The sequence below is a fragment of the Granulicella aggregans genome (assembly GCF_014203275.1).
Classification (GTDB): Bacteria; Acidobacteriota; Terriglobia; order Terriglobales; family Acidobacteriaceae; genus Edaphobacter.
In genome coordinates this window covers 250,558-268,075 of record NZ_JACHIP010000004.1, presented here as the reverse complement: position 1 = coordinate 268,075, position 17,518 = coordinate 250,558, and the positions used below count along the sequence as shown (strand labels likewise).

At 61.0% G+C, this 17,518-nt stretch carries 19 protein-coding genes; 9 read left to right on the top strand and 10 right to left on the bottom strand.

All coding sequences use genetic code 11. The annotated features are described in order from the left end of the window. Positions 1-96 precede the first annotated feature (96 nt). Complete coding sequence (locus HDF16_RS14910) at positions 97-1,308, top strand: acyltransferase family protein (RefSeq protein ID WP_221312778.1); 1,212 nt, start codon at positions 97-99, stop codon at positions 1,306-1,308. Between the two features lie 29 nt (positions 1,309-1,337). On the opposite strand, the gene plsX is transcribed toward HDF16_RS14910, so the two are convergent. From plsX to HDF16_RS14895, 3 genes are all read right to left on the bottom strand, one after another. Then, entirely contained in the window at positions 1,338-2,339 is a 1,002-nt protein-coding gene (gene plsX / locus HDF16_RS14905; RefSeq protein ID WP_184217975.1) for a phosphate acyltransferase PlsX, read from the bottom strand. Positions 2,340-2,419: 80 nt separating this feature from the next. After that, positions 2,420-2,605 carry a 50S ribosomal protein L32 gene (gene rpmF, locus HDF16_RS14900; protein WP_184217973.1) on the bottom strand — a complete coding sequence of 62 codons (186 nt, stop codon included), beginning with the start codon at positions 2,603-2,605 and terminating at the stop codon, positions 2,420-2,422. A gap of 88 nt (positions 2,606-2,693) precedes the next feature. Next, positions 2,694-3,287 (bottom strand): YceD family protein, encoded by a 594-nt coding sequence (locus tag HDF16_RS14895; protein ID WP_221312777.1) that lies wholly within the window; start codon positions 3,285-3,287, stop codon positions 2,694-2,696. A gap of 1,191 nt (positions 3,288-4,478) precedes the next feature. On the opposite strand from HDF16_RS14895, the gene HDF16_RS14885 reads away from it, so the two are divergent. Then, on the top strand, positions 4,479-4,730 hold the full coding sequence (locus tag HDF16_RS14885; RefSeq protein WP_184217969.1) for a hypothetical protein: 252 nt from the start codon (positions 4,479-4,481) through the stop codon (positions 4,728-4,730). A gap of 33 nt (positions 4,731-4,763) precedes the next feature. Here the strand turns inward: HDF16_RS14885 and HDF16_RS14880 are convergent, their stop codons facing one another. Further along, entirely contained in the window at positions 4,764-5,336 is a 573-nt protein-coding gene (locus HDF16_RS14880) for a thiamine phosphate synthase (protein WP_221312776.1), read from the bottom strand. 243 nt (positions 5,337-5,579) lie between these two features. Between HDF16_RS14880 and sthA the strand changes: the two genes are divergently transcribed. Together sthA and HDF16_RS14870 are read left to right on the top strand one after the other, a co-directional pair. Next, entirely contained in the window at positions 5,580-6,977 is a 1,398-nt protein-coding gene (gene sthA, locus HDF16_RS14875) for a Si-specific NAD(P)(+) transhydrogenase (RefSeq protein WP_184217965.1), read from the top strand. Positions 6,978-7,048: 71 nt separating this feature from the next. Continuing rightward, the gene (locus HDF16_RS14870; protein WP_184217963.1) at positions 7,049-7,963 is read left to right on the top strand and encodes an ROK family protein; all 915 of its coding nucleotides are present in this window, start codon (positions 7,049-7,051) and stop codon (positions 7,961-7,963) included. A gap of 6 nt (positions 7,964-7,969) precedes the next feature. On the opposite strand, the gene HDF16_RS14865 is transcribed toward HDF16_RS14870, so the two are convergent. Beyond that, positions 7,970-8,308, bottom strand: coding sequence for a PilZ domain-containing protein (locus HDF16_RS14865; protein ID WP_184217961.1), 339 nt, complete (start codon positions 8,306-8,308; stop codon positions 7,970-7,972). A 137-nt stretch (positions 8,309-8,445) separates the two neighbouring features. Between HDF16_RS14865 and HDF16_RS14860 the strand changes: the two genes are divergently transcribed. After that, complete coding sequence (locus HDF16_RS14860; protein WP_184217959.1) at positions 8,446-9,084, top strand: redoxin domain-containing protein; 639 nt, start codon at positions 8,446-8,448, stop codon at positions 9,082-9,084. Further along, positions 9,081-11,357, top strand: coding sequence for a tetratricopeptide repeat protein (locus HDF16_RS31275; protein ID WP_184217957.1), 2,277 nt, complete (start codon positions 9,081-9,083; stop codon positions 11,355-11,357). Before HDF16_RS14860 ends, HDF16_RS31275 begins: the two co-directional genes overlap by 4 nt. Positions 11,358-11,500: 143 nt before the next feature. Here the strand turns inward: HDF16_RS31275 and HDF16_RS14850 are convergent, their stop codons facing one another. Then, complete coding sequence (locus tag HDF16_RS14850) at positions 11,501-12,412, bottom strand: LysR family transcriptional regulator (RefSeq protein WP_184217955.1); 912 nt, start codon at positions 12,410-12,412, stop codon at positions 11,501-11,503. 115 nt (positions 12,413-12,527) lie between these two features. Here HDF16_RS14850 and HDF16_RS14845 point away from each other — a divergent pair, with 115 nt between their 5' ends. Both HDF16_RS14845 and HDF16_RS14840 read left to right on the top strand, forming a co-directional pair. Beyond that, positions 12,528-12,926 carry a YybH family protein gene (locus tag HDF16_RS14845; protein ID WP_221312775.1) on the top strand — a complete coding sequence of 133 codons (399 nt, stop codon included), beginning with the start codon at positions 12,528-12,530 and terminating at the stop codon, positions 12,924-12,926. Between the two features lie 30 nt (positions 12,927-12,956). Then, positions 12,957-13,934 carry a zinc-binding alcohol dehydrogenase family protein gene (locus tag HDF16_RS14840; RefSeq protein ID WP_184217953.1) on the top strand — a complete coding sequence of 326 codons (978 nt, stop codon included), beginning with the start codon at positions 12,957-12,959 and terminating at the stop codon, positions 13,932-13,934. Here the strand turns inward: HDF16_RS14840 and HDF16_RS14835 are convergent, their stop codons facing one another. The 4 genes from HDF16_RS14835 to HDF16_RS14820 form a co-directional block, all read right to left on the bottom strand. Continuing rightward, a complete protein-coding gene (locus HDF16_RS14835; RefSeq protein ID WP_184217951.1) occupies positions 13,935-14,750 on the bottom strand; it encodes a DNA-formamidopyrimidine glycosylase in 816 nt (271 codons plus the stop codon). Between the two features lie 9 nt (positions 14,751-14,759). Beyond that, positions 14,760-15,236 (bottom strand): RES family NAD+ phosphorylase, encoded by a 477-nt coding sequence (locus HDF16_RS14830; RefSeq protein WP_221312774.1) that lies wholly within the window; start codon positions 15,234-15,236, stop codon positions 14,760-14,762. Beyond that, positions 15,236-15,646: an antitoxin Xre/MbcA/ParS toxin-binding domain-containing protein gene (locus HDF16_RS14825; protein WP_184217949.1), complete on the bottom strand. Its 411-nt coding sequence runs from the start codon at positions 15,644-15,646 to the stop codon at positions 15,236-15,238. The genes HDF16_RS14830 and HDF16_RS14825 overlap by 1 nt, the downstream gene beginning before the upstream one ends. 217 nt (positions 15,647-15,863) lie before the next feature. Then, complete coding sequence (locus HDF16_RS14820) at positions 15,864-16,103, bottom strand: hypothetical protein (protein ID WP_184217947.1); 240 nt, start codon at positions 16,101-16,103, stop codon at positions 15,864-15,866. Positions 16,104-16,190: 87 nt separating this feature from the next. On the opposite strand from HDF16_RS14820, the gene HDF16_RS14815 reads away from it, so the two are divergent. After that, positions 16,191-17,501, top strand: coding sequence for an adenylosuccinate synthase (locus tag HDF16_RS14815; protein ID WP_184217945.1), 1,311 nt, complete (start codon positions 16,191-16,193; stop codon positions 17,499-17,501). Positions 17,502-17,518: the final 17 nt, after the last annotated feature.

The window sequence follows — 17,518 nt, the reverse complement described above, 5'->3', positions numbered from 1 at the left end:
CTTTAGTTCTTCGACCGCGGAAGCCTTGCCGGAACCTGGGCCGCAGATGAGCTACACTCGCGCAACCACGTTGTGAAAAGCGCATCAAGGACACTTATGAAGTTGCGTCACCTTCTTTTCGACCCGTTTCGGAACGAGCAACAGGCACAGGATAGGATCCACCTTGTCGAACTCGATTCGCTACGTGGCCTGGCGGCAATGTCCGTGGTGCTGCTTCACTTTCTCGAAGGTTGGCTGCAGACTGCGCCGCCAGAGTATGTGAAGTACGTCGTCTACATCCCGCTGCTCACCAGTGGGACCGCCGCGGTCATGATGTTCTTCGTTCTCAGCGGTTTCGTACTTACACTGCCGCAGATGACGGCAGAGCCGCCGGGCTACGCGGCTTACGCAATACGGCGCGTCTGCCGCATCTACCTGCCTTACCTTGCGGCTCTGGCTTTCGCAGCGCTCTGCTGCTGGCGATACCACGGGATGGAGATGTACGGCGAAGGGTTCAAACTTTCCTGGCGTGAAGCCCCTTCGCTTCCTCTGATGGCGCAGCACATCGCCTTCCTTGGAAGATACGACGTCTATGCCTACAACACGCCGGTCTGGTCTCTGGTCCACGAGATGCGAATCTCGCTGATCTTCCCGCTCCTGTGCCTGGTCAGTCTCCGTCTCAGGCCCTGGGTGGCTTTCCTGATTGCACTTTCGCTACAGGTCGCAGCTCGCCTGATCGACCGCTTCTCCGCTCCCTACACCGGTGCCGGATATCCCGGAGTGCCTTCTATCTTCTGGTCGTTGACGATCGCCTTCTGCGGAATCTTCCTCGTTGGGTCGATACTCGCCCGCCACCGGACCACGATCGTCGCGCGGCTCGAACGCCTCCCCTCGTGGCTTCTCAACGTCCTGCTGGTCGTCTCGCTGGGGCTCTATCAGTACAACGCAGCGCTTCACATACCGCGGTTCCTGCGCGACTTCACCGCCGGCCTCGGCGCGGCTTACTTCATCATGCTGGCTCTCGTACCAGGTGGATGGCTATCCCGGACCCTGCGTCTTCGCCCTCTACGCTGGCTCGGCAAAGTCTCCTACAGCCTCTACCTGATACACATGCCGATCCTGATGCTATTGGCAATTGTTCTCTACGGAAAGGTATCGCCCGGACCTTCAGTGGTTCCATTTGTGATGCTGTCGCTGCTTGCTGCAGCAGCCTTTCATCGATGGGTGGAGATGCCTTCGATGCGTCTCGGCCGAACGCTCGCACAGATGGTTGATCGCCGCAGCAAGTCACCCGCAAAGAAAGAGGCCGATGCGGTCAACGCGACCTGAAGAAGCTCCGAAGGAGTACAAAGTACGACTTAGTGCCCGTTCATGGCGGCTTCAATCTCGGAGTTCACCTTGGCCTGCGCAAACTCTGCCGCCACGCGAATGCCGTTCATGATCGCCCGGTCGTTCGACGACCCATGCCCCACGATGCACACCCCGCGCACACCCAGCAGCGGAGCTCCGCCGTACTCGGAGTAGTCGAGCCGCTTCTTAAAGTCGCCAAACGCCTGCCGCGACAGCAGAGCGCCCACCTGCGAGGTCACAGTAGACTTCAGCGACTCCCGCAGCAGCGAGCGAAACAGATGCGCCGCGCCTTCAACTGACTTCAGCGCCACGTTGCCGACGAAGCCGTCGCACACCGTCACGTCCGTGTTGTTGTTGAAGAGATCGCGCCCTTCCACATTGCCAATGAAGTTGATGGGGAGATTCCGCAGCAGCGGGAGCGTATCGCGCGTCAGCGCATTGCCCTTCGAGTCTTCCTCGCCGATCGACAGCAGCCCAACCCGAGGATTCGCTATGCCCAGAACGTCCCGCGCATAGATCGATCCCATCACGGCAAACTGACAGAGATTTTCGGGCTCGCTATCGACATTCGCGCCCACATCCATCAGAAAAGACGGGCTTCCCGAGATGGTAGGAAGGATCGTCGCCAGCGCAGGCCGATCGACCCCGGCCAACATCCCGAAGACCATCTTCGCCGTTGCCATCGCCGCGCCGGTGTTGCCAGCGGTAAAGAACCCCGCCGCTCGCCCTTCGCGTACCATCTTCACGCCAACGCGCATGGACGAGTCACGTTTGCTGCGAACAGCCGAAGCAGCCTTGTCCGTCATCGTGATCCACTCGGTGGCGGGCACGATGAACACAGGTAGCTTCTGCCCCTTCAAGTGCGAGCGTAGGACAGGGCGAACGATATCTTCGGGGCCAACAAGATGCACCCGCACGTCAAACTGACGGGCAGCAAGAATTGCCCCGCGAACCTCAGGTTCGGGGGCCTTGTCGGAGCCCATTGCGTCTACAACGATGTCGATTGGCATCAGCGGGCTTTATCTATTTCCACGAATCCGGGTGCCCCACATCTCGACTCTGAGATGTGGGATCGAACCGGCACGCAACCTTAGCTTGCCTGTGCGACTGCGACCACTTCGCGGCCCTTGTACGTTCCGCACTTCTTGCAGACGCGGTGGGGCAGCTTGCGCTCGTGGCAGTTCGGGCACTCGGAGGTGCCGGTGGGGGTCAGGAAGTCGTGGCTGCGGCGCTTCGCGGTGCGCTGCTTGGAATGGCGCCGTTTCGGATTAGGCATTGCAGTTCCCTTTCGGTCTGGTCCCGGAAGCGCTCATGAAGAAACGAGCGCGTCGCTTGGGATGACCATGAAAAATCAATATATGCAGCTAGTTCTTGAGCTTGATCGTGCCTGCCAGACCGGCTAGAGCATTCCACCTTGGATCGGCCGGAGCCTTCTCACAGTTGCAGGACGCGCTATTCAGATTCTGACCACAGCTCGGACAAAGTCCCTTGCAGTCCGGCGTGCAGAGCGTGCGATTGGGCAAGGAAAGAAGCACCTGCTCGCGCACGACATCCTCAAGCAAAAGACCGCTCTCTTCATAATACCCGATTTCTGTCTCGTCGACGGTAATTGCTCGCTCGCCGGACACGGCATCCGCGCTCGCAGGCCGGAAGATCAGGTCAAAGTTCCCCGAAAGTGGCACCGGAACAGGATCGAGACACCGCGCGCACAGCACCTCGAAGTTCGCGGTGTAGTCCGCCCGCAGCCGGATATCGTTCACGAACTCGTGCGATCCACGATGCTCGACGATCAGATCCGCCTGCCCGTCAACCGGCATCGCGCCGATCTGCGAGATATCGACCGCATAGTCGATCACACCGGGAGCGATGGATTCGTGAATCTGAAGCGACTCTTTTTCGAGATCGAACGGAGTGATGAGCACAGCTTTAACGGTACGGAGAATGGGGGTGCGGGTCAAATGCGTGCCTGCTCGTACGACTGCTCACTTCCCAGCTAAGCAGTCGCCCTCCAGCCCCAGGCAGAAATCCCATCACTGTCCGGTGAGTGCCTCGATGCCAATCGGCCGGGACAGAGAGGACACAGCTGCCCAAGGCTTCCGGAAACGCCGTTTTCAAGGCACGCTGTCGGTTCGGAAAATTGATAAGCTGCACTTCAGCTAAGGCGTTGAATACGAGGTCTTCACTGTTGCCCCACATAAATCCGAAACTCATCCTGTTCGTCGCGTGTTTGGGTACCTTTATCGCATCAGGATTAATGCAGAAGAGAGCCGTGGACAAGTGGACTCAGAGTACCGGACGTGCCCCTCTGATTCAGAGGGGCCGCGGAAGCTGGGCTGCCTACATGAGGGAGAACAAAGTTGATATGCCTGACGAGCTTATCAGGGTGATCTCGATCTGGAGTTGGGTCGGTCGTGCCGCCTTTGTAGTCTTGTGGATCAGCATCGTTTTTGATGTCTGGATCTTGCCACACCTCGGACAGTGATCAATAACGATGAATCTCTCCGCCCGCAAGATTGTCGCCCTCATTTCACAGTAGTCCCGTTCATTGCCGCCCGGTCGCTAAACGGTACCCTGCCGCAAAGTCGATGTTTTCGGCAACATCGGTGGCAGCGGTTAGGTTCGACAGATTAGGGGTGAGGGCAAACGAAAGAGTTCCACAGAAGAAGACCAACCGCGTAGCTCAATGCCCAGAGCAGGGCGAGCGGAAGGAGCTTCCATCTGCGCTCGAACCATCCCCACTGTTTATTGCCCTCGACCCTCCAGGCGACAACGAGGAACGCCGCACACCAACCAACAAGAACCACATTCGCTGATGTCGGCATGACACGAATTATCTATCAAGGAAGCACGTTCCACGGTTCTCCCGGAAAGTCGATGTTAGCGGCAGCTTCAATTCTCACGACGAGGACACACCGATACGCTCATCGAAGCGTTCCCGGTAAGTTCTTCCTCACAGTGATGTCCGGGCTGAATAGTCGGAACCCGCAAGCCAATCTGTCGCCCGCACCCTAAGGATTAGAGCATTCAAAGAATTAAAGCTTTTCGCATGGCCTGTCGATTGCCTCGAAGGGGGTGAAAGCACTTCGGCCACACGAGAGATGAAAAGCGGTGTGAGATCGGCAAGGAGCACAACCGAGCAGGAGGCATCCATGCACATTCATGCGAACAACAATCTGTTGCTGGCATCCATCGGGGCCGGCCGGGAGGAACTCAGCGAGATCCAAGCCAAGCGGGCAGCGGAAGTGCGGAAGAGGCTCGCGTCAGCCTCCCGCCTGGCGGACGATTCTGATTCTGAAGTCCTGCTCGGCCCCGCGCCCCGCGTCGAAGCGCGTGACTACGAGGCGGAGCCGCAATCTGGAGACGAGGACTCCTTTGGCCGCCTCTTTTCCGTCAAGGTCTAAAGGCCGTCCTAATCTTGATTCGAACGGCGAGGCTCAGCGGAACAGCCGTATCCCCGCCACGCCCTTCGCTCCCGCATCGACGCACGCCTGCGCGTTCTCCAGCGTGACCCCGCCCAGTGCCAGCACCGCTGTCGGACCCGCCACGCGACAGATTTCCGCAAGCCGCTCCAGCCCCGCGCCCGCAAGCTCTTCCCCACCCGTAAGCCGCTTCCCAAAAACCGGGCTGAAGAGAACCAAATCGGCACCCTCCCCACTCGCCCGCTCAACCTCCGCCAGCGTATGGCACGCGACACTCACGATGGCCTCGCACCCCGCAAACACCCGCCGCACCTGCTCCACAGTGAGCTGTTCCGGGCCCGATGGAAGATGTACACCATCGGCCCCCGCTGCCAGCGCCACATCCGCTCGTCCGTTCACAAGCACCCGCAAAACGGGTCCGGTTGCCCTCGCACCCTCACGCGCAGCGGTGATGATCCTCCTCGCAACGCCGATGAGTTCCTTAGCTTCGAGGTCTTTCTCGCGCAACTGGAGAAAATCGACGCCCTCCGCAGCCAGCCGCTTCGCCTGGTCAACCAGCCCGGCGAGGGGGTCGGACCCGGGCGGCAAGTTCAGCTCGTTTTGGCCGGAACGGCGATCGGTGATGGCGTATCGAAACATTACTTTTTGGGAATGCACCCTGTGTTGACCGTAAGTCCGGCCTTGGCAACTGTGTTATTTTTGGACAGTATACGAGTGGAAATCAACGTCGCCGCGTCAAAGCGGCGATAACTTCGTCCGGCCTTGAGATTCAAGCTCCGCCGGGCACTACCAGTACCCGAAGTCGCAGGTGCAGGAAGAGCGCCACACCGCATGAGTAGTGTTTACGATCTGATCGTCATCGGTTCCGGACCAGCCGGACAGCGGGCCGCCATCTACGGCGCGAAGCTTGGCAAAAAGGTCGCCCTCATCGAGATGCGAGAGGTAGTCGGCGGAGCCTGTATCAACACCGGCACCATCCCCTCGAAGACCATGCGCGAGGCCGTCCTTCACCTCTCCGGATACAACTACAAGTCCATCTACGGGATGAACTACCGGGTGAAGGAACGCATCACCATGGCGGACCTCGCCTTCCGGGTTCAGCACGTCATCAAGACCGAAGTCGACGTCACCGAAGCCCAGCTCTCACGCAATAACATCGAGATGCTCGTCGGCACCGCCAGCTTCGAGGACGCCAACCACGTCCGCGTCACCAACTCCCGCGGCAGCACCATCTACGAGACCAAGAACGTCCTGATCGCGACCGGCACCAAGCCCGCCGCTTCGGCCAAGGTGCCGATCAACGGGACGAGCATCATCAACAGCGACCTCGTCCTCGACCTGCCCTCGCTGCCCAAGACGATGATCGTGGTCGGTGGCGGTGTCATCGGCGTCGAGTACACCTGCATGTTCTCCGCCCTCGGCGTCCGCGTCACCCTGATCGAGCGCCGCCCCCGCCTGCTTGAGTTCGCTGACCAGGAGATCGTCGAAGCCCTCAGCTACCACCTCCGCGACTCGCGCGTCACCATGCGCCTGAACGAAGAGGTCGAGAGCGTCGAAGAGATGCCCGACGGCACCGTCGTCGCCAATCTCGAGAGCAAGAAGAAGCTCCAGGGCGATGCCCTTCTCTACGCCGTCGGACGTCAGGGCAACGTCGACGAACTCAATCTCGAGAAGGTCGGCGTCAAGGCCGACTCTCGTGGTCGTATCCCCGTCGACAAGGACTTCCGAACTACCGTTCCGAATATCTTCGCCGGTGGAGACGTCATCGGCTTCCCTTCGCTCGCCTCTGTCTCCATGGAGCAGGGCCGCATTGCCGCTGCCCGTGCCTTTGGCGACGAGACCGTTCTCTCGAACCCGAGCTTCTACCCCTACGGCATCTACACCATTCCCGAGATCAGCTTCATCGGCAAGACCGAAGAGCAGTTGACCGAGGAAGACGTTCCCTACGAAGTCGGAGTCGCCTACTATCGCGAGATTGCGCGGGGCCAGATTCGCGGCGATACGACCGGCCGCCTGAAGATCATCTTCCACCGCATGACCCACACGATCCTCGGCGTCCACATCATCGGCGAGGGCGCCAGCGAGCTGCTTCACATTGGCCAGGCCGTCATGGCGCTGGGCGGAAAGCTCGATTATTTCGTCGAAACCGTCTTCAACTATCCAACTCTCGCAGAATGTTATAAAGTAGCGGCTTTCAACGGGTTGAACCGTGTGAGCAAGTTCGACTAGGCACCCCGGCTAAAGTCGCACGAGCAACACTGGCAATCCGAACGGCTCTCCTAAGCGGAGTAGGGATACCTATGGCGAAGATAATTGGCGTGACCTTGGCAGAACGCGTTCAGGCGGCACTGGTAGTCGACCACAAGCTCTCCGGTCCGCTGCAATGCTTTCCAGATGATGGCGGCGAAGACGACGGCGCCCTCATCGAGATGCCCACCGACGACCTGGTCAAGATGCTGTGCGAGCAGATCACCTGCGCCGCAAAGGGGGCTACGGATATCTCCGCAGTCGGCGTCGCTCTGCCCGGATACATCCGCAACGGCGTCGTCGAAGACTCTCCGAATCTTCCCCAGCTCAAGGGCGCGCGTATCGCGGAACTCCTGACCCTCAAGCTCGCCGAGCACGGCCTGTCGAATGTCGCCGTCAACGTGATGAACGACGCCGACGGCATGGCCGCCGGTCTCGCCGCCACCCGGCAAAAGCTTGATCGCCTCATCCGCGTCTGGACCCTCGGCATCGGCATCGGCTACGGTCGCTACCCCTTCATCGAAGGCGCGTGGGAAGGCGGCCACAGCGTCGTCTCGCTCGACGACAAGGAGCGCTTCTGCGGTTGCGGCGGTCGCGGCCATGTCGAAGGCATCATGGGCCATCGCGCCATGCGCCTGCGCTTTCTTGACATGGAGCCGGAAGAGGTCTTCGAGGCCGCCAACTCCCCCAATCATCCCGACAAGCGTTGCCTCGAGTTCAAGCGCCTATGGCACAAAGCCCTGGCCGCAGCGACCGCCACCGAGATCCATCAGGAGGGCGCCGGCAAGTTCTTCATCACCGGCTTCAACGTCCGCTTCCTCGACCTCCCCATGCTGAAGGACTACCTCCAGCAGATGGTCAAGATGAGCCCCCTGCAAAGCTACTCGCTCGAGATCGTCAAAGATGATGCCGAGACGAGGGTCATCGGATCAGCAGTCTCCGCCGAGCAGGCAGCCGCGAGGGGCTGACCTGCGTTACGCCGCGACTTCGCGCTTCTTTCTGGTCCCGACAAAAAAGCTGCTCTCGAGGAACTGAAGCGCCACATCGTTTCCTGAGACGCGGACCACCTCGCCACGCCCCCAATGCGCAGGCGCACCGTTTTTGATATCGACTTCAGTCTCGGCGAAGTCGCACATGATCACGTCTCCGAGTTCCAGTGAAATCGGCTCCGCGAAGCGCAGCAGAGCTCCGTTAGAGTTCAGATTCACTGTCATCGCCGGGTTTGGCAGCGGCCAGTCCCGCAATGTAACACTCGTCCCAATTTCGATTGGAAGCCTGACCTCGGCCCTTTTTTCTTTTCTAAAGCCATTCATAGATCCAGTTCACCCTTCGTTCAACCAGCCCGCAGGCTGCATCGCTACATCCATCAAGTTATCGGCCCCGCGCGGTAAAAACATCCTCCATGCAGCTGAGAGGAGACCAACTTTTGTGGGAGTCGATATGATGTGGCGTGCTCGCTGAGCCCCAATTCGCCGTGCTCTCACGCAACTCCCGGCGGGCAGGCTGGCGCCTCGCCGCCGCTATGTTGCTCCTCGGAGTTTCAACGGCGGCGCTCTCGCAGTTCGGCGCAACCGCCAACGGCAAACCCCTGACGACGCTCGCACCCCCCGGAACCCGCGCCGTGGCCCTCTTCTTTGTCGCATCCGACTGCCCCATCTCCGACCGCACCTTCCCCGAGATGAAGCGCCTCCGCGAAGAGTTCGCCGCACGCGGCGTGAAGTTCTACTTCGTCTACCCCAACTCCACCGAGCACCTCGACGACATCACCACCCACCAACGTGCCTTTGATCCCAGCGGAGAGATTCTCCTCGATCCAAACGGCGATCTCATCCGCCTGACCCACGCCCGCGTCACTCCCGAAGCCGCCATCCTCACACCCTCTAAAGCCGGCTGGCAGTCCATCTACACCGGCAGATTCGACGACCGCTACATCCACCTCGGCCTCGAACGTCCACGGCCCACTCACATCTTCGCCGAGGAAGCCCTTAGCGCCGTCCTCACCGGCAAGGCCGCCCCGAAACCCACCGGAACCCCAGTCGGCTGCTCCATCGTCAATCCCGCCACCACCGGCTCAATGGGAAGCCATTGAACCTCCCCACCCTGACCGGCCACGCAAGCCGGGTGCCCCATCTTCGCGACGGCGTCATCGTCGCTAAGGCGGGCATTCGCGCCCGCGCGAACCGCCTCCTCCGCCCCAAATCCGTCAACCAGAGCGAAGTCCCATGCAGCGCTCCTGCATCCACCCCACACCCCGTCATCCTGAGCGAAGTCCCTCGCAACGCCTCACCGCGAGGGACGCAGTCGAAGGACCTGCATTCCGGCTCACATCACCCCGGCCGTCCTCAATTTTCCGCATTCAGAGCTTCAATCACCTTCCTCGCCCTCATCGCAACCACGCTCTCCGCCCACGCCGCTCCACCCGAGAAACCCACCTGGCGATCCCAAATCGCTCCCATCATCTACGCCCGCTGCACGACCTGCCACCACACCGGCGGCTCCGGCCCATTCCCCCTCACCACCTACGCCGATGTAAAACGTTACGCCTCGGTCATCGCTCCCGCCGTAGAGACCCGTTACATGCCACCTTGGCTCCCGGCACCGGGCCACGGCGACCTCGCCAACTCCCGCCGCCTCACCGACTCCGAACTAGCTCTCATCCGCCAGTGGATCGCAGCCGGAACCCTCGAAGGCGACGGCCCTATCCCCACCCCGCCCACCTATAACGCCGAATGGCAGCTAGGCCCGCCCGACCTCGTACTGGAGACCGACAGAGCCGTGGATGTCCCAGCGACCGGCACCGACCTCTTCCTCAACGTCATCCTCCCCAACCCCGCCAACGGCACCCACTGGGTGCGCGCCATGGAGATCAAGCCTGGCTCCCCGCGCATCGTCCACCACGCCAACGTCCTCATCGACCGTACGGCATCGCTCCGCCGCGCGCATCCACAAGACTGGCAGCAAGGCATCCCCGGCATGGACATCAACGTCGACTCCGGCGACAACTTCGACCCCGACAGCCACTTCCTCTTCTGGAAGCCCGACTCCACCGCCCTCATCGAACCCGAAGGCATGCCCTGGCGTCTCGACGAAGGCAACGACCTCGTACTGAATCTCCACCTCAAACCCTCCGGCAAGCCTGAATCCACCCGCATCCGCATAGGCCTCTACTTCACCGACAAGCCCGCCACCCGCCACCCAATGTTGTTGCAGCTTCAGCACGACGCCGCCCTCGACATCCCCCCCGGCGACCCCAGCTTCCCCATCGAAGACTCGTTGAAGCTCCCCGTAGCCGTCGACGTCCTCGGCATCTACCCCCACGCCCACTACCTCTGCAAACGCATGGAGGCCTGGGCCACCCTCCCTACAGGCGAACGCCGCGACCTCGTCCTCATCACCGACTGGGACATCAACCGCCAGAGCGTCTACCGCCTCGCGCACCCACTCCCGCTACCCGCCGGCTCCGTCCTCCACATGCGCTACCTCTACGACAACTCCGCTGCCAACCCCCGCAATCCCCACACTCCTCCCATCCGCGTCCGCGCCGGCAACCGCTCCGAAGACGAGATGGGCCACTTCTGGATCCAGGTTCTCCCTCAACCCAGCCCCACCATGACCGAAACCGAGGCGCGCGAATCCCTGGAACGCTCCTGGATGGAATCAGTCCTCCACAAGTCCCCTCAGGACCCCATCGCCCTTTACAACCTCGCCTCGCTCGACCTCGCCGCAGGCAAGCCCGCCCAGGCCGCCGATCTCTACCGCAAACTCCTCGCGGAAAGGTCAAACGATCCACGCACCCTCACCGCCCTCGGCTCGGCCCTCGAAGCCAGTGGCGACCTGCCGACCGCCCAGACCCAATTCCGCGCCGCCCACGCCGCCGACCCCACCTACGCCGACGCCACCTTCGACCTGGCGGCCCTCGACCTCCGCATCGCCACCCAAACCGAATCCTCCCCCAGCGCCGACGCCGATCTCACCGAAGCCGAATCGCTCTTCCTCCGCTTCCTCGCCGCGCACCCCAACGACCCCGACGCCGAGCACCAGCTGTCCCTCCTCTACGCCGCCGAAGGCCGCCTGGCCGCAGCGGTCGCCCACCTCCAGCGCTGGCAGTCCCTCACCCCCACCGATCCCGAACCCCACCGCGCCCTGGCCCAGGTCTACATGCAGATGGGCCAGCTCCCCGACGCCATACGGGAACAAAGATCCGTCCTCACCCTCCTGCCCAACTCCTCCAACGACTGGAGCGATCTCGGCGTGATGCAAGCCCGCTCCGGCGATAAGCCCGCAGCCCGCAACTCCCTCGAACAAGCCATCCACCTCGATCCCACCAACCAAGCCGCCCAAAGCAACCTAGCGAAACTCTGAGACTGCCGCCAATAAGCTGTCATCACGACCGAAGCGGACGCCACACCGGCTACCAAAAGAAGCGTCATCTCGACCGGAGCGACGCGCAGTGGAGAGACCCCCGCATTTCGCCTTTGTTCTTGCTGTCGCTCTGCTCGCCACCCTCAACTCGGCAGCTTCGAAAACAGCGTAGGCGTAACCTCCGCCGCGAACTCCTTGAACACCCGAACCGCCCGGGGCACATGCCGGTTACCCAGGTGCAATAGCCACAGATCGAACGTGGAAAACCTCCACTTCGGCATCACCTCCACCAAATCGCTCTTGCGCGAAAGCCCCGGCTGAAACACCGGCGGCAGCTCCCCAATCCCCACCCCCGAAAGAATCGCCGGCAAGACTCCCGCATAGTCGTTCATCGAAAGATAGGGCTGAAAGTGGATCGTCTCCTTGTCCTTCCCGTTCACATGCGTGAAGCTCCACCGGTTCTCCGGCTTCCAACGCGAGAACGCCAGCAACCGGTGCCCGCGCAGATCCTTCGGCGTCTTCGGAGCCTGGCACCCCTTCAGATACTCAGGGCTAGCCAGCAACTGGTGCCGATAACTAAGCAACTTCCTGGCAACCAGCGATGAGTCCCGCAACGCTCCGATCCGGAAGACAAGACCGATCCCATCCGCGATGTGGTCCACCAGTCTCTCCGTGATCAACACCTGGACCTTCACCTCCGGATATCTCGCCTGAAATCCATTGATCAGCGGCGCAAGCAGCGAGTCCGAAATACTTGGCGGCGCTGAGATACGCAGCGTTCCGGCAACCGTCGCCAGGTGATTCGAAGCGATATCGGAGACCGCTTCGCTCAACTGCGCCCCCCGCTGAGCATGCTCCAGCACCTCCGATCCCACATCAGTCAGCCTCAGTCTGCGCGTGGAGCGATCGAGCAGCCGCACGCCAAGTTGGTTCTCGAGCTCCGCAATGCGACGGCTCACCGTGGAGGTCGGCATCTTCAGCCGCCGCGCCGCCTCGGAGAAGCTGTTCGCCTCCACAATCTGCGCGAAGATCACCAGCGAGTTCAAATCAGCCATTCTGTGATTATCCCAAATACAGGAAAGTAATTTTCGTTTTATCCCCCTACTGGCGCGAAGCGTAAGCCGTTACAGTTTGATCTGCATCTCCCACCCACCGCTAAACGGAGCCACTTTGAATCACGAAGAAGAAAGAATCAGCAGCGTCCTTCTGAAGTACCAGGACGCACTCAACGCCTCCAGCACCGAAGCAGTCATGAGTCTCTACGCGTCCGATGGCGTCTTCATGCCGCAGCACTTTCCTTCCAGCGTCGGCTCAGATGCAGTCCGCCACGCCTACAACGCCGTATTCCAAGCGATCGAGCTCACCGTCAGTTTCACCATTGCCGAGGTGATCCAGGTGGCCCCCGACTGGGCCATCGCCCGCACCAACTCAGCAGGGACGGTCAAGGTCCACGCAACCGGCGAGACCAGCATCGAAGCCAATCAGGAGCTCTTCGTCTTCAAAAAGGATCAAGGCGCGTGGCAGATTGCGCGCTACTGCTTCTCCACCACCAATCCCCCGCGTTCTTAGCCTTAACTCGTAGCTCCTCAAGGACCCGCTATGCCCACCATGAAAGCCGCAGTCATCCGCCAGCCCGGCGGCCCTGAAGTCCTCAAGATCGAGAGCCTCCCAATCCCCACGCCGAAGCCGGGCGAAGTCCTCATCCGCGTCAAGGCCTTCGGCCTCAACCGCTCCGAGCTCTTCACCCGCCAGGGCCACTCCCCCAATGTGAAGTTCCCACGCGTCCTCGGCATCGAAGCCGTCGGCCTCGTCGAAGGCGCCCCCGGCGGAGAGTTCGCAAAGGGTGCTACCGTCGCCACCGCCATGGGCGGCCTTGGCCGCGAGTTCGATGGCGGCTACGCCGAGTTCACCTGCGTCCCCGCGAAACAAGTCCAGGAGATCAAGACGCCGCTTCTCTGGGGCATCCTCGGGGCCATGCCCGAGATGCTCCAAACCGCATGGGGCTCGCTCTTCCGCTCGCTTCGCCTCCAGAAGGGCGAGCGCCTGCTGATCCGCGGCGGGACCACCTCAGTTGGCCTCGCCGCAGCCGCCATCGCCAAGAACCACGGCGCGCTCGTCGCCTCGACGACACGCAACCCCGCCCGCGCCGACCTGTTGAAGACCAGTGGTGCAACCGACGTCCTGATCGACGACGGAACGATCGCAGGCCAGGTCCGCCAGCTTTGGCCCGAAGGCGTAGACAAGGTGCTCGAGCTGATCGGGACAACTACGCTCAAGGACTCCCTGCGCTGCACCAAAGAAGCTGGCATCGTCTGCATGACAGGCATCGTCGGCAACAAGTGGTCCTTCGACGACTTTGCCCCAATGGAGGCGATCCCCACCTCGATCTGCCTCACCTCCTACGCCGGGGAATCGTCGGACTTTCTACGCACGCCGCTTGACGATCTCGCAACGCAGGTCGCTGCCGGAACCCTGCACATCCAGATCGGCCAGACCTTCCACCTCGACGACATCGTCGAAGCCCACCGCTACATGGAAGAGAACAAGGCGGGCGGCAAGATCGTCGTCCTGACCTAGCTACTTCTGGCAGTTCGCACAGAAATGCGTGCTCCGCCCACCCACCACAATCTTCTTGATAGGAGCCCCGCAGACCAGGCAGGGCTCCCCCGTCCGCATGTAAACCTTGTGCTCCAACTGGAAGAACCCACGCACGCCATCCGCATCCACGTAGTCCGACACCGAAGATCCGCCCAGCGAGATCGCATGGGTCAGCACCGCGACCAGCGCCTCCCGCAGCCGCGCAAGCTCCGCCCGAGTCAGCCGTCCCGCCTGCCGCTTCGGCCTGATCCCCGCCCGGAACAGGCTCTCGTCCGCATAGATATTCCCAACCCCATGCAGCAATGACTGGTTCAGCAGAGCCGCCTTGATCGCAGTTTTCCGCCCGCGAAACAACGCGACGAAATCTTCCAGCGGAATCGTCAGCGGCTCTTTGCCCGGGCCGGTATAGCCCTCTTCAACCTCACTCGCCACCGAGAGCCGCCCGAACCTTCTCGCATCGACAAACCGCAGCTCCTTGCCGCCGCTCAGCCCCAATACCGCGTGCGTGTGCGGCGGCAGTGGCACCTCAGCTTCTGAGACCAGCAGCCGCCCAGTCATCCCCAGGTGCACTAGAAACTGCGTCCTCTTGCCAGCCCTGCGAAGATCGCAAACGATCGTCTTCCCCACCCGATGCACCCGCTCAATCCGGCTGCCGGTCAGCACCTCGGCGATCTCCTGCGGCGGCGACTTGAACGTCTGCGGCTTGTTGCTCGTCCACACCGACAGAATGGTCTGCCCATGCACCCTGGCATGGACACCATTAGCAACCGTCTCGACTTCGGGAAGTTCAGGCATAGATCAACACTACTTGCTCAATTGAAACAGACGCCGGTCGTAGGTGATCCTCTTTGCCCATTCAATCTTCAGCGAGTTCGCGTCCGGATGAAGCGGATTCAAGAGGTAGTTCCACGATTCCGGCGAAGGAATAGAAGGCACACGCAGCAATGCCGACGACCGGTCTGCCAACCAGGCATCTCCAATCCTCTGGGTTGAAACTGTAACGTCTGGATCGATACTCGACAGCTGATCCGGCGTGAGATCAATGCTGGCGATGCTGTCGACCGATGCGATTCTGATGAGTTGAAAGTCTTCGGGATAGAGGGCCGGATCACTGCGGAGGTTGACAAGCACTTCAATCAGCGCCACCGCTGGATGCTCGGCAAGATAGACAATCCGTTTGCCCTCACCCACAGTGTGCCAACGAGCGCTGGCGAATTCGGCACCAATTCCCGAAAGATCAGGGAACTCGCTGATGCGCCAAAGCGCCAGGGGGGCTTGCATCAGGTAAACATGCCTTCGGAGATCTGCCAGAGCATTGACTCCACGACCTTGCCTCCGGCTTCAGTCCTCAGCAGGCTAAGAGCCGTTCGATCACCCAGCCGATCGTCCTTCCCACGCAGCCACCGAAGGCTCTTCTCGCGGTTTCCGAAGACCCTCTCTGAAAAAGCAAGAATCTTGGCGAAGCGAAGCACCCGCTCGGTCTCTTCAATGGTGAGGTTCTCGTTTCGCGCCTTACGATGCTTGAGCGTGCGGTGGGGGATAACAGCGGCCATCTCGGTGAAGGTCAGGCCACTCTCGCGAAGCAGATCGAGACTCTCAACCGGCATGCCCTTCTCGACAGCCTCGGCAAAGGCAAAGCCCAAGTCGGGTGAGACGCCGATGTAATCCTTGAGGCCAGTTTGAGTAGCCATAGTAACCTCTCATGGACATTATGCCATGAGCAAGTGTGGCAGCCTGTCTAATGAGCGGTTGTGGGAGGCCATTCACGTTCCAATTCGAACTCGCCCTCAGCCTCTATCGAGATGCTCGAAGCACGAACGGTCGTGGTTGCGAACTCGTCGCTGAGCTCCATAGAGAGGCGCACTTTCCCAGAGTACCCTGCGGGAAATGGAATCAATCCATCGTCCTTCACGCTATCGACTGACAGATGACCGTCAATGGCGTACGGTTTGTGGTCTGGAATCGAGCCTCAAGAACCATCTCCGTGAAAGCCATTCTCACGCCTTGCCACCCGCTTACGCCGGTATCGATCGCAGGTCTGCCATCCGACCTGAAGACGACAGCGCGAAAGAGGATGAAGCCGGTGCCATCTGGAAATCGCTCATACTTCAGCACAACCGAGTCATGCATCTCCATTGCCGTGTTCATTCCGGATATCCCTCAAGCGGTGAGTATAAGATGAACTATGGGCGTTGAGACTATCTCGCGCACCTACCCTCCGGAGCAATTCCTCTCGTGACTCAGCGCAAATCAGCAGTAATTCTTGGTGCCCAATGGGGCGATGAAGGCAAAGGCAAGATCGTCGACGTGCTCTCGGAGAAGTTCTCCGTCGTGGCGCGCTACGCCGGTGGCCACAACGCGGGCCACACCGTCATCATCAAGGGCAAAAAGTTTGTGCTGCAGCTCATCCCCTGCGGCGTCCTCCGGCCGGAGTGCAAGGGCGTCATCGGCAACGGTGTCGTCCTCGACCCCATGGCCTTCCTCAATGAAGTTAAGAAGCTCAAGGACGCCGGCCTTCCAGTAGATGAGCAGCTCTTCGTCTCCAACCGCGCCCAGGTGATTCTCCCTTACCACCGCATGATCGAGCTCGCCGCCGAGAACGCTCCCGGCCGCACGAAGATCGGCACCACCAGCCGCGGCATCGGTCCCGCCTACGAAGACAAGATGCACCGCAGCGGTCTCCGCGTCGTCGACCTCCTGAACTCCGCTCTGCTCCGCACGCACATCCAGAACGCCTGCTTCGAGAAGAACACCATCGCCCACGCGCTCTTTGGCACCGAGCCGCTCGACCCCAAGGCGATGTACGAGGAGTACGCCCGCGCCGCCGAAAAGATCGCGCCCTTCGTCACCGACACCGCCGTCATGCTGAACGACGCCCTCAAGAATGGCGAGAAGGTGATGTTCGAAGGCGCTCAGGGAGCCCTGCTCGACATCGATCACGGAACCTATCCCTTCGTGACCAGCTCCTCAGCGACAGCAGGCGGCGCAGTCACCGGAACCGGCGTTGGCCCGACCAGCATCGGCACCGTCATCGGTGTCACCAAGGCCTACGTGACCCGCGTCGGCGAAGGCCCGTTCCCCACCGAGATCCACGACAACTCCGCCGACCTGCTCCGCGCCCGCGGCCAGGAGTACGGCGCCGTCACTGGTCGCCCCCGCCGCTGCGGATGGCTCGATCTTCCGCTGCTGCGCTATTCCAACATGATCAACGGTACGGAATGGCTCGTCGTCACCAAGATGGACGTCATGGACGAGTGCGCGGAGATCCCCGTCTGCACCGGCTACAGGATCAACGGCAAGATCACCGACGTGATCCCCGCCGACATGCGCGGCTTCGAGTCCATTCAGCCCATCTACACGACCCTCAAGGGATGGAACTGCTCCACCGAGGGCATCACGGAGTTCGACAAACTCCCACAACTCGCGCAGGATTACCTTCGCTTCGTAGAGAAGGAATCCGGCGCGAAGATCGGCATGGTCTCAACCGGCCCCGATCGCGACCAGACCATGGTGCTGCCAGAGTTCGAAGAGCTGCTCCGGAACTAAGACGGGTATAAGAGGAA

Bases quoted from the DNA above. Each gene is read 5' to 3' on its own strand.
- HDF16_RS14910 (WP_221312778.1), top strand. From the start codon at position 97: ATGAAGTTGCGTCACCTTCTTTTCGACCCGTTTCGGAACGAGCAACAG.
- plsX (WP_184217975.1), bottom strand. From the start codon at position 2,339: ATGCCAATCGACATCGTTGTAGACGCAATGGGCTCCGACAAGGCCCCC.
- rpmF (WP_184217973.1), bottom strand. From the start codon at position 2,605: ATGCCTAATCCGAAACGGCGCCATTCCAAGCAGCGCACCGCGAAGCGC.
- HDF16_RS14885 (WP_184217969.1), top strand. From the start codon at position 4,479: ATGCACATTCATGCGAACAACAATCTGTTGCTGGCATCCATCGGGGCC.
- sthA (WP_184217965.1), top strand. From the start codon at position 5,580: ATGAGTAGTGTTTACGATCTGATCGTCATCGGTTCCGGACCAGCCGGA.
- HDF16_RS14870 (WP_184217963.1), top strand. From the start codon at position 7,049: ATGGCGAAGATAATTGGCGTGACCTTGGCAGAACGCGTTCAGGCGGCA.
- HDF16_RS14865 (WP_184217961.1), bottom strand. From the start codon at position 8,308: ATGAATGGCTTTAGAAAAGAAAAAAGGGCCGAGGTCAGGCTTCCAATC.
- HDF16_RS14850 (WP_184217955.1), bottom strand. From the start codon at position 12,412: ATGGCTGATTTGAACTCGCTGGTGATCTTCGCGCAGATTGTGGAGGCG.
- HDF16_RS14840 (WP_184217953.1), top strand. From the start codon at position 12,957: ATGCCCACCATGAAAGCCGCAGTCATCCGCCAGCCCGGCGGCCCTGAA.
- HDF16_RS14835 (WP_184217951.1), bottom strand. From the start codon at position 14,750: ATGCCTGAACTTCCCGAAGTCGAGACGGTTGCTAATGGTGTCCATGCC.
- HDF16_RS14830 (WP_221312774.1), bottom strand. From the start codon at position 15,236: ATGCAAGCCCCCCTGGCGCTTTGGCGCATCAGCGAGTTCCCTGATCTT.
- HDF16_RS14825 (WP_184217949.1), bottom strand. From the start codon at position 15,646: ATGGCTACTCAAACTGGCCTCAAGGATTACATCGGCGTCTCACCCGAC.
- HDF16_RS14820 (WP_184217947.1), bottom strand. From the start codon at position 16,103: ATGAACACGGCAATGGAGATGCATGACTCGGTTGTGCTGAAGTATGAG.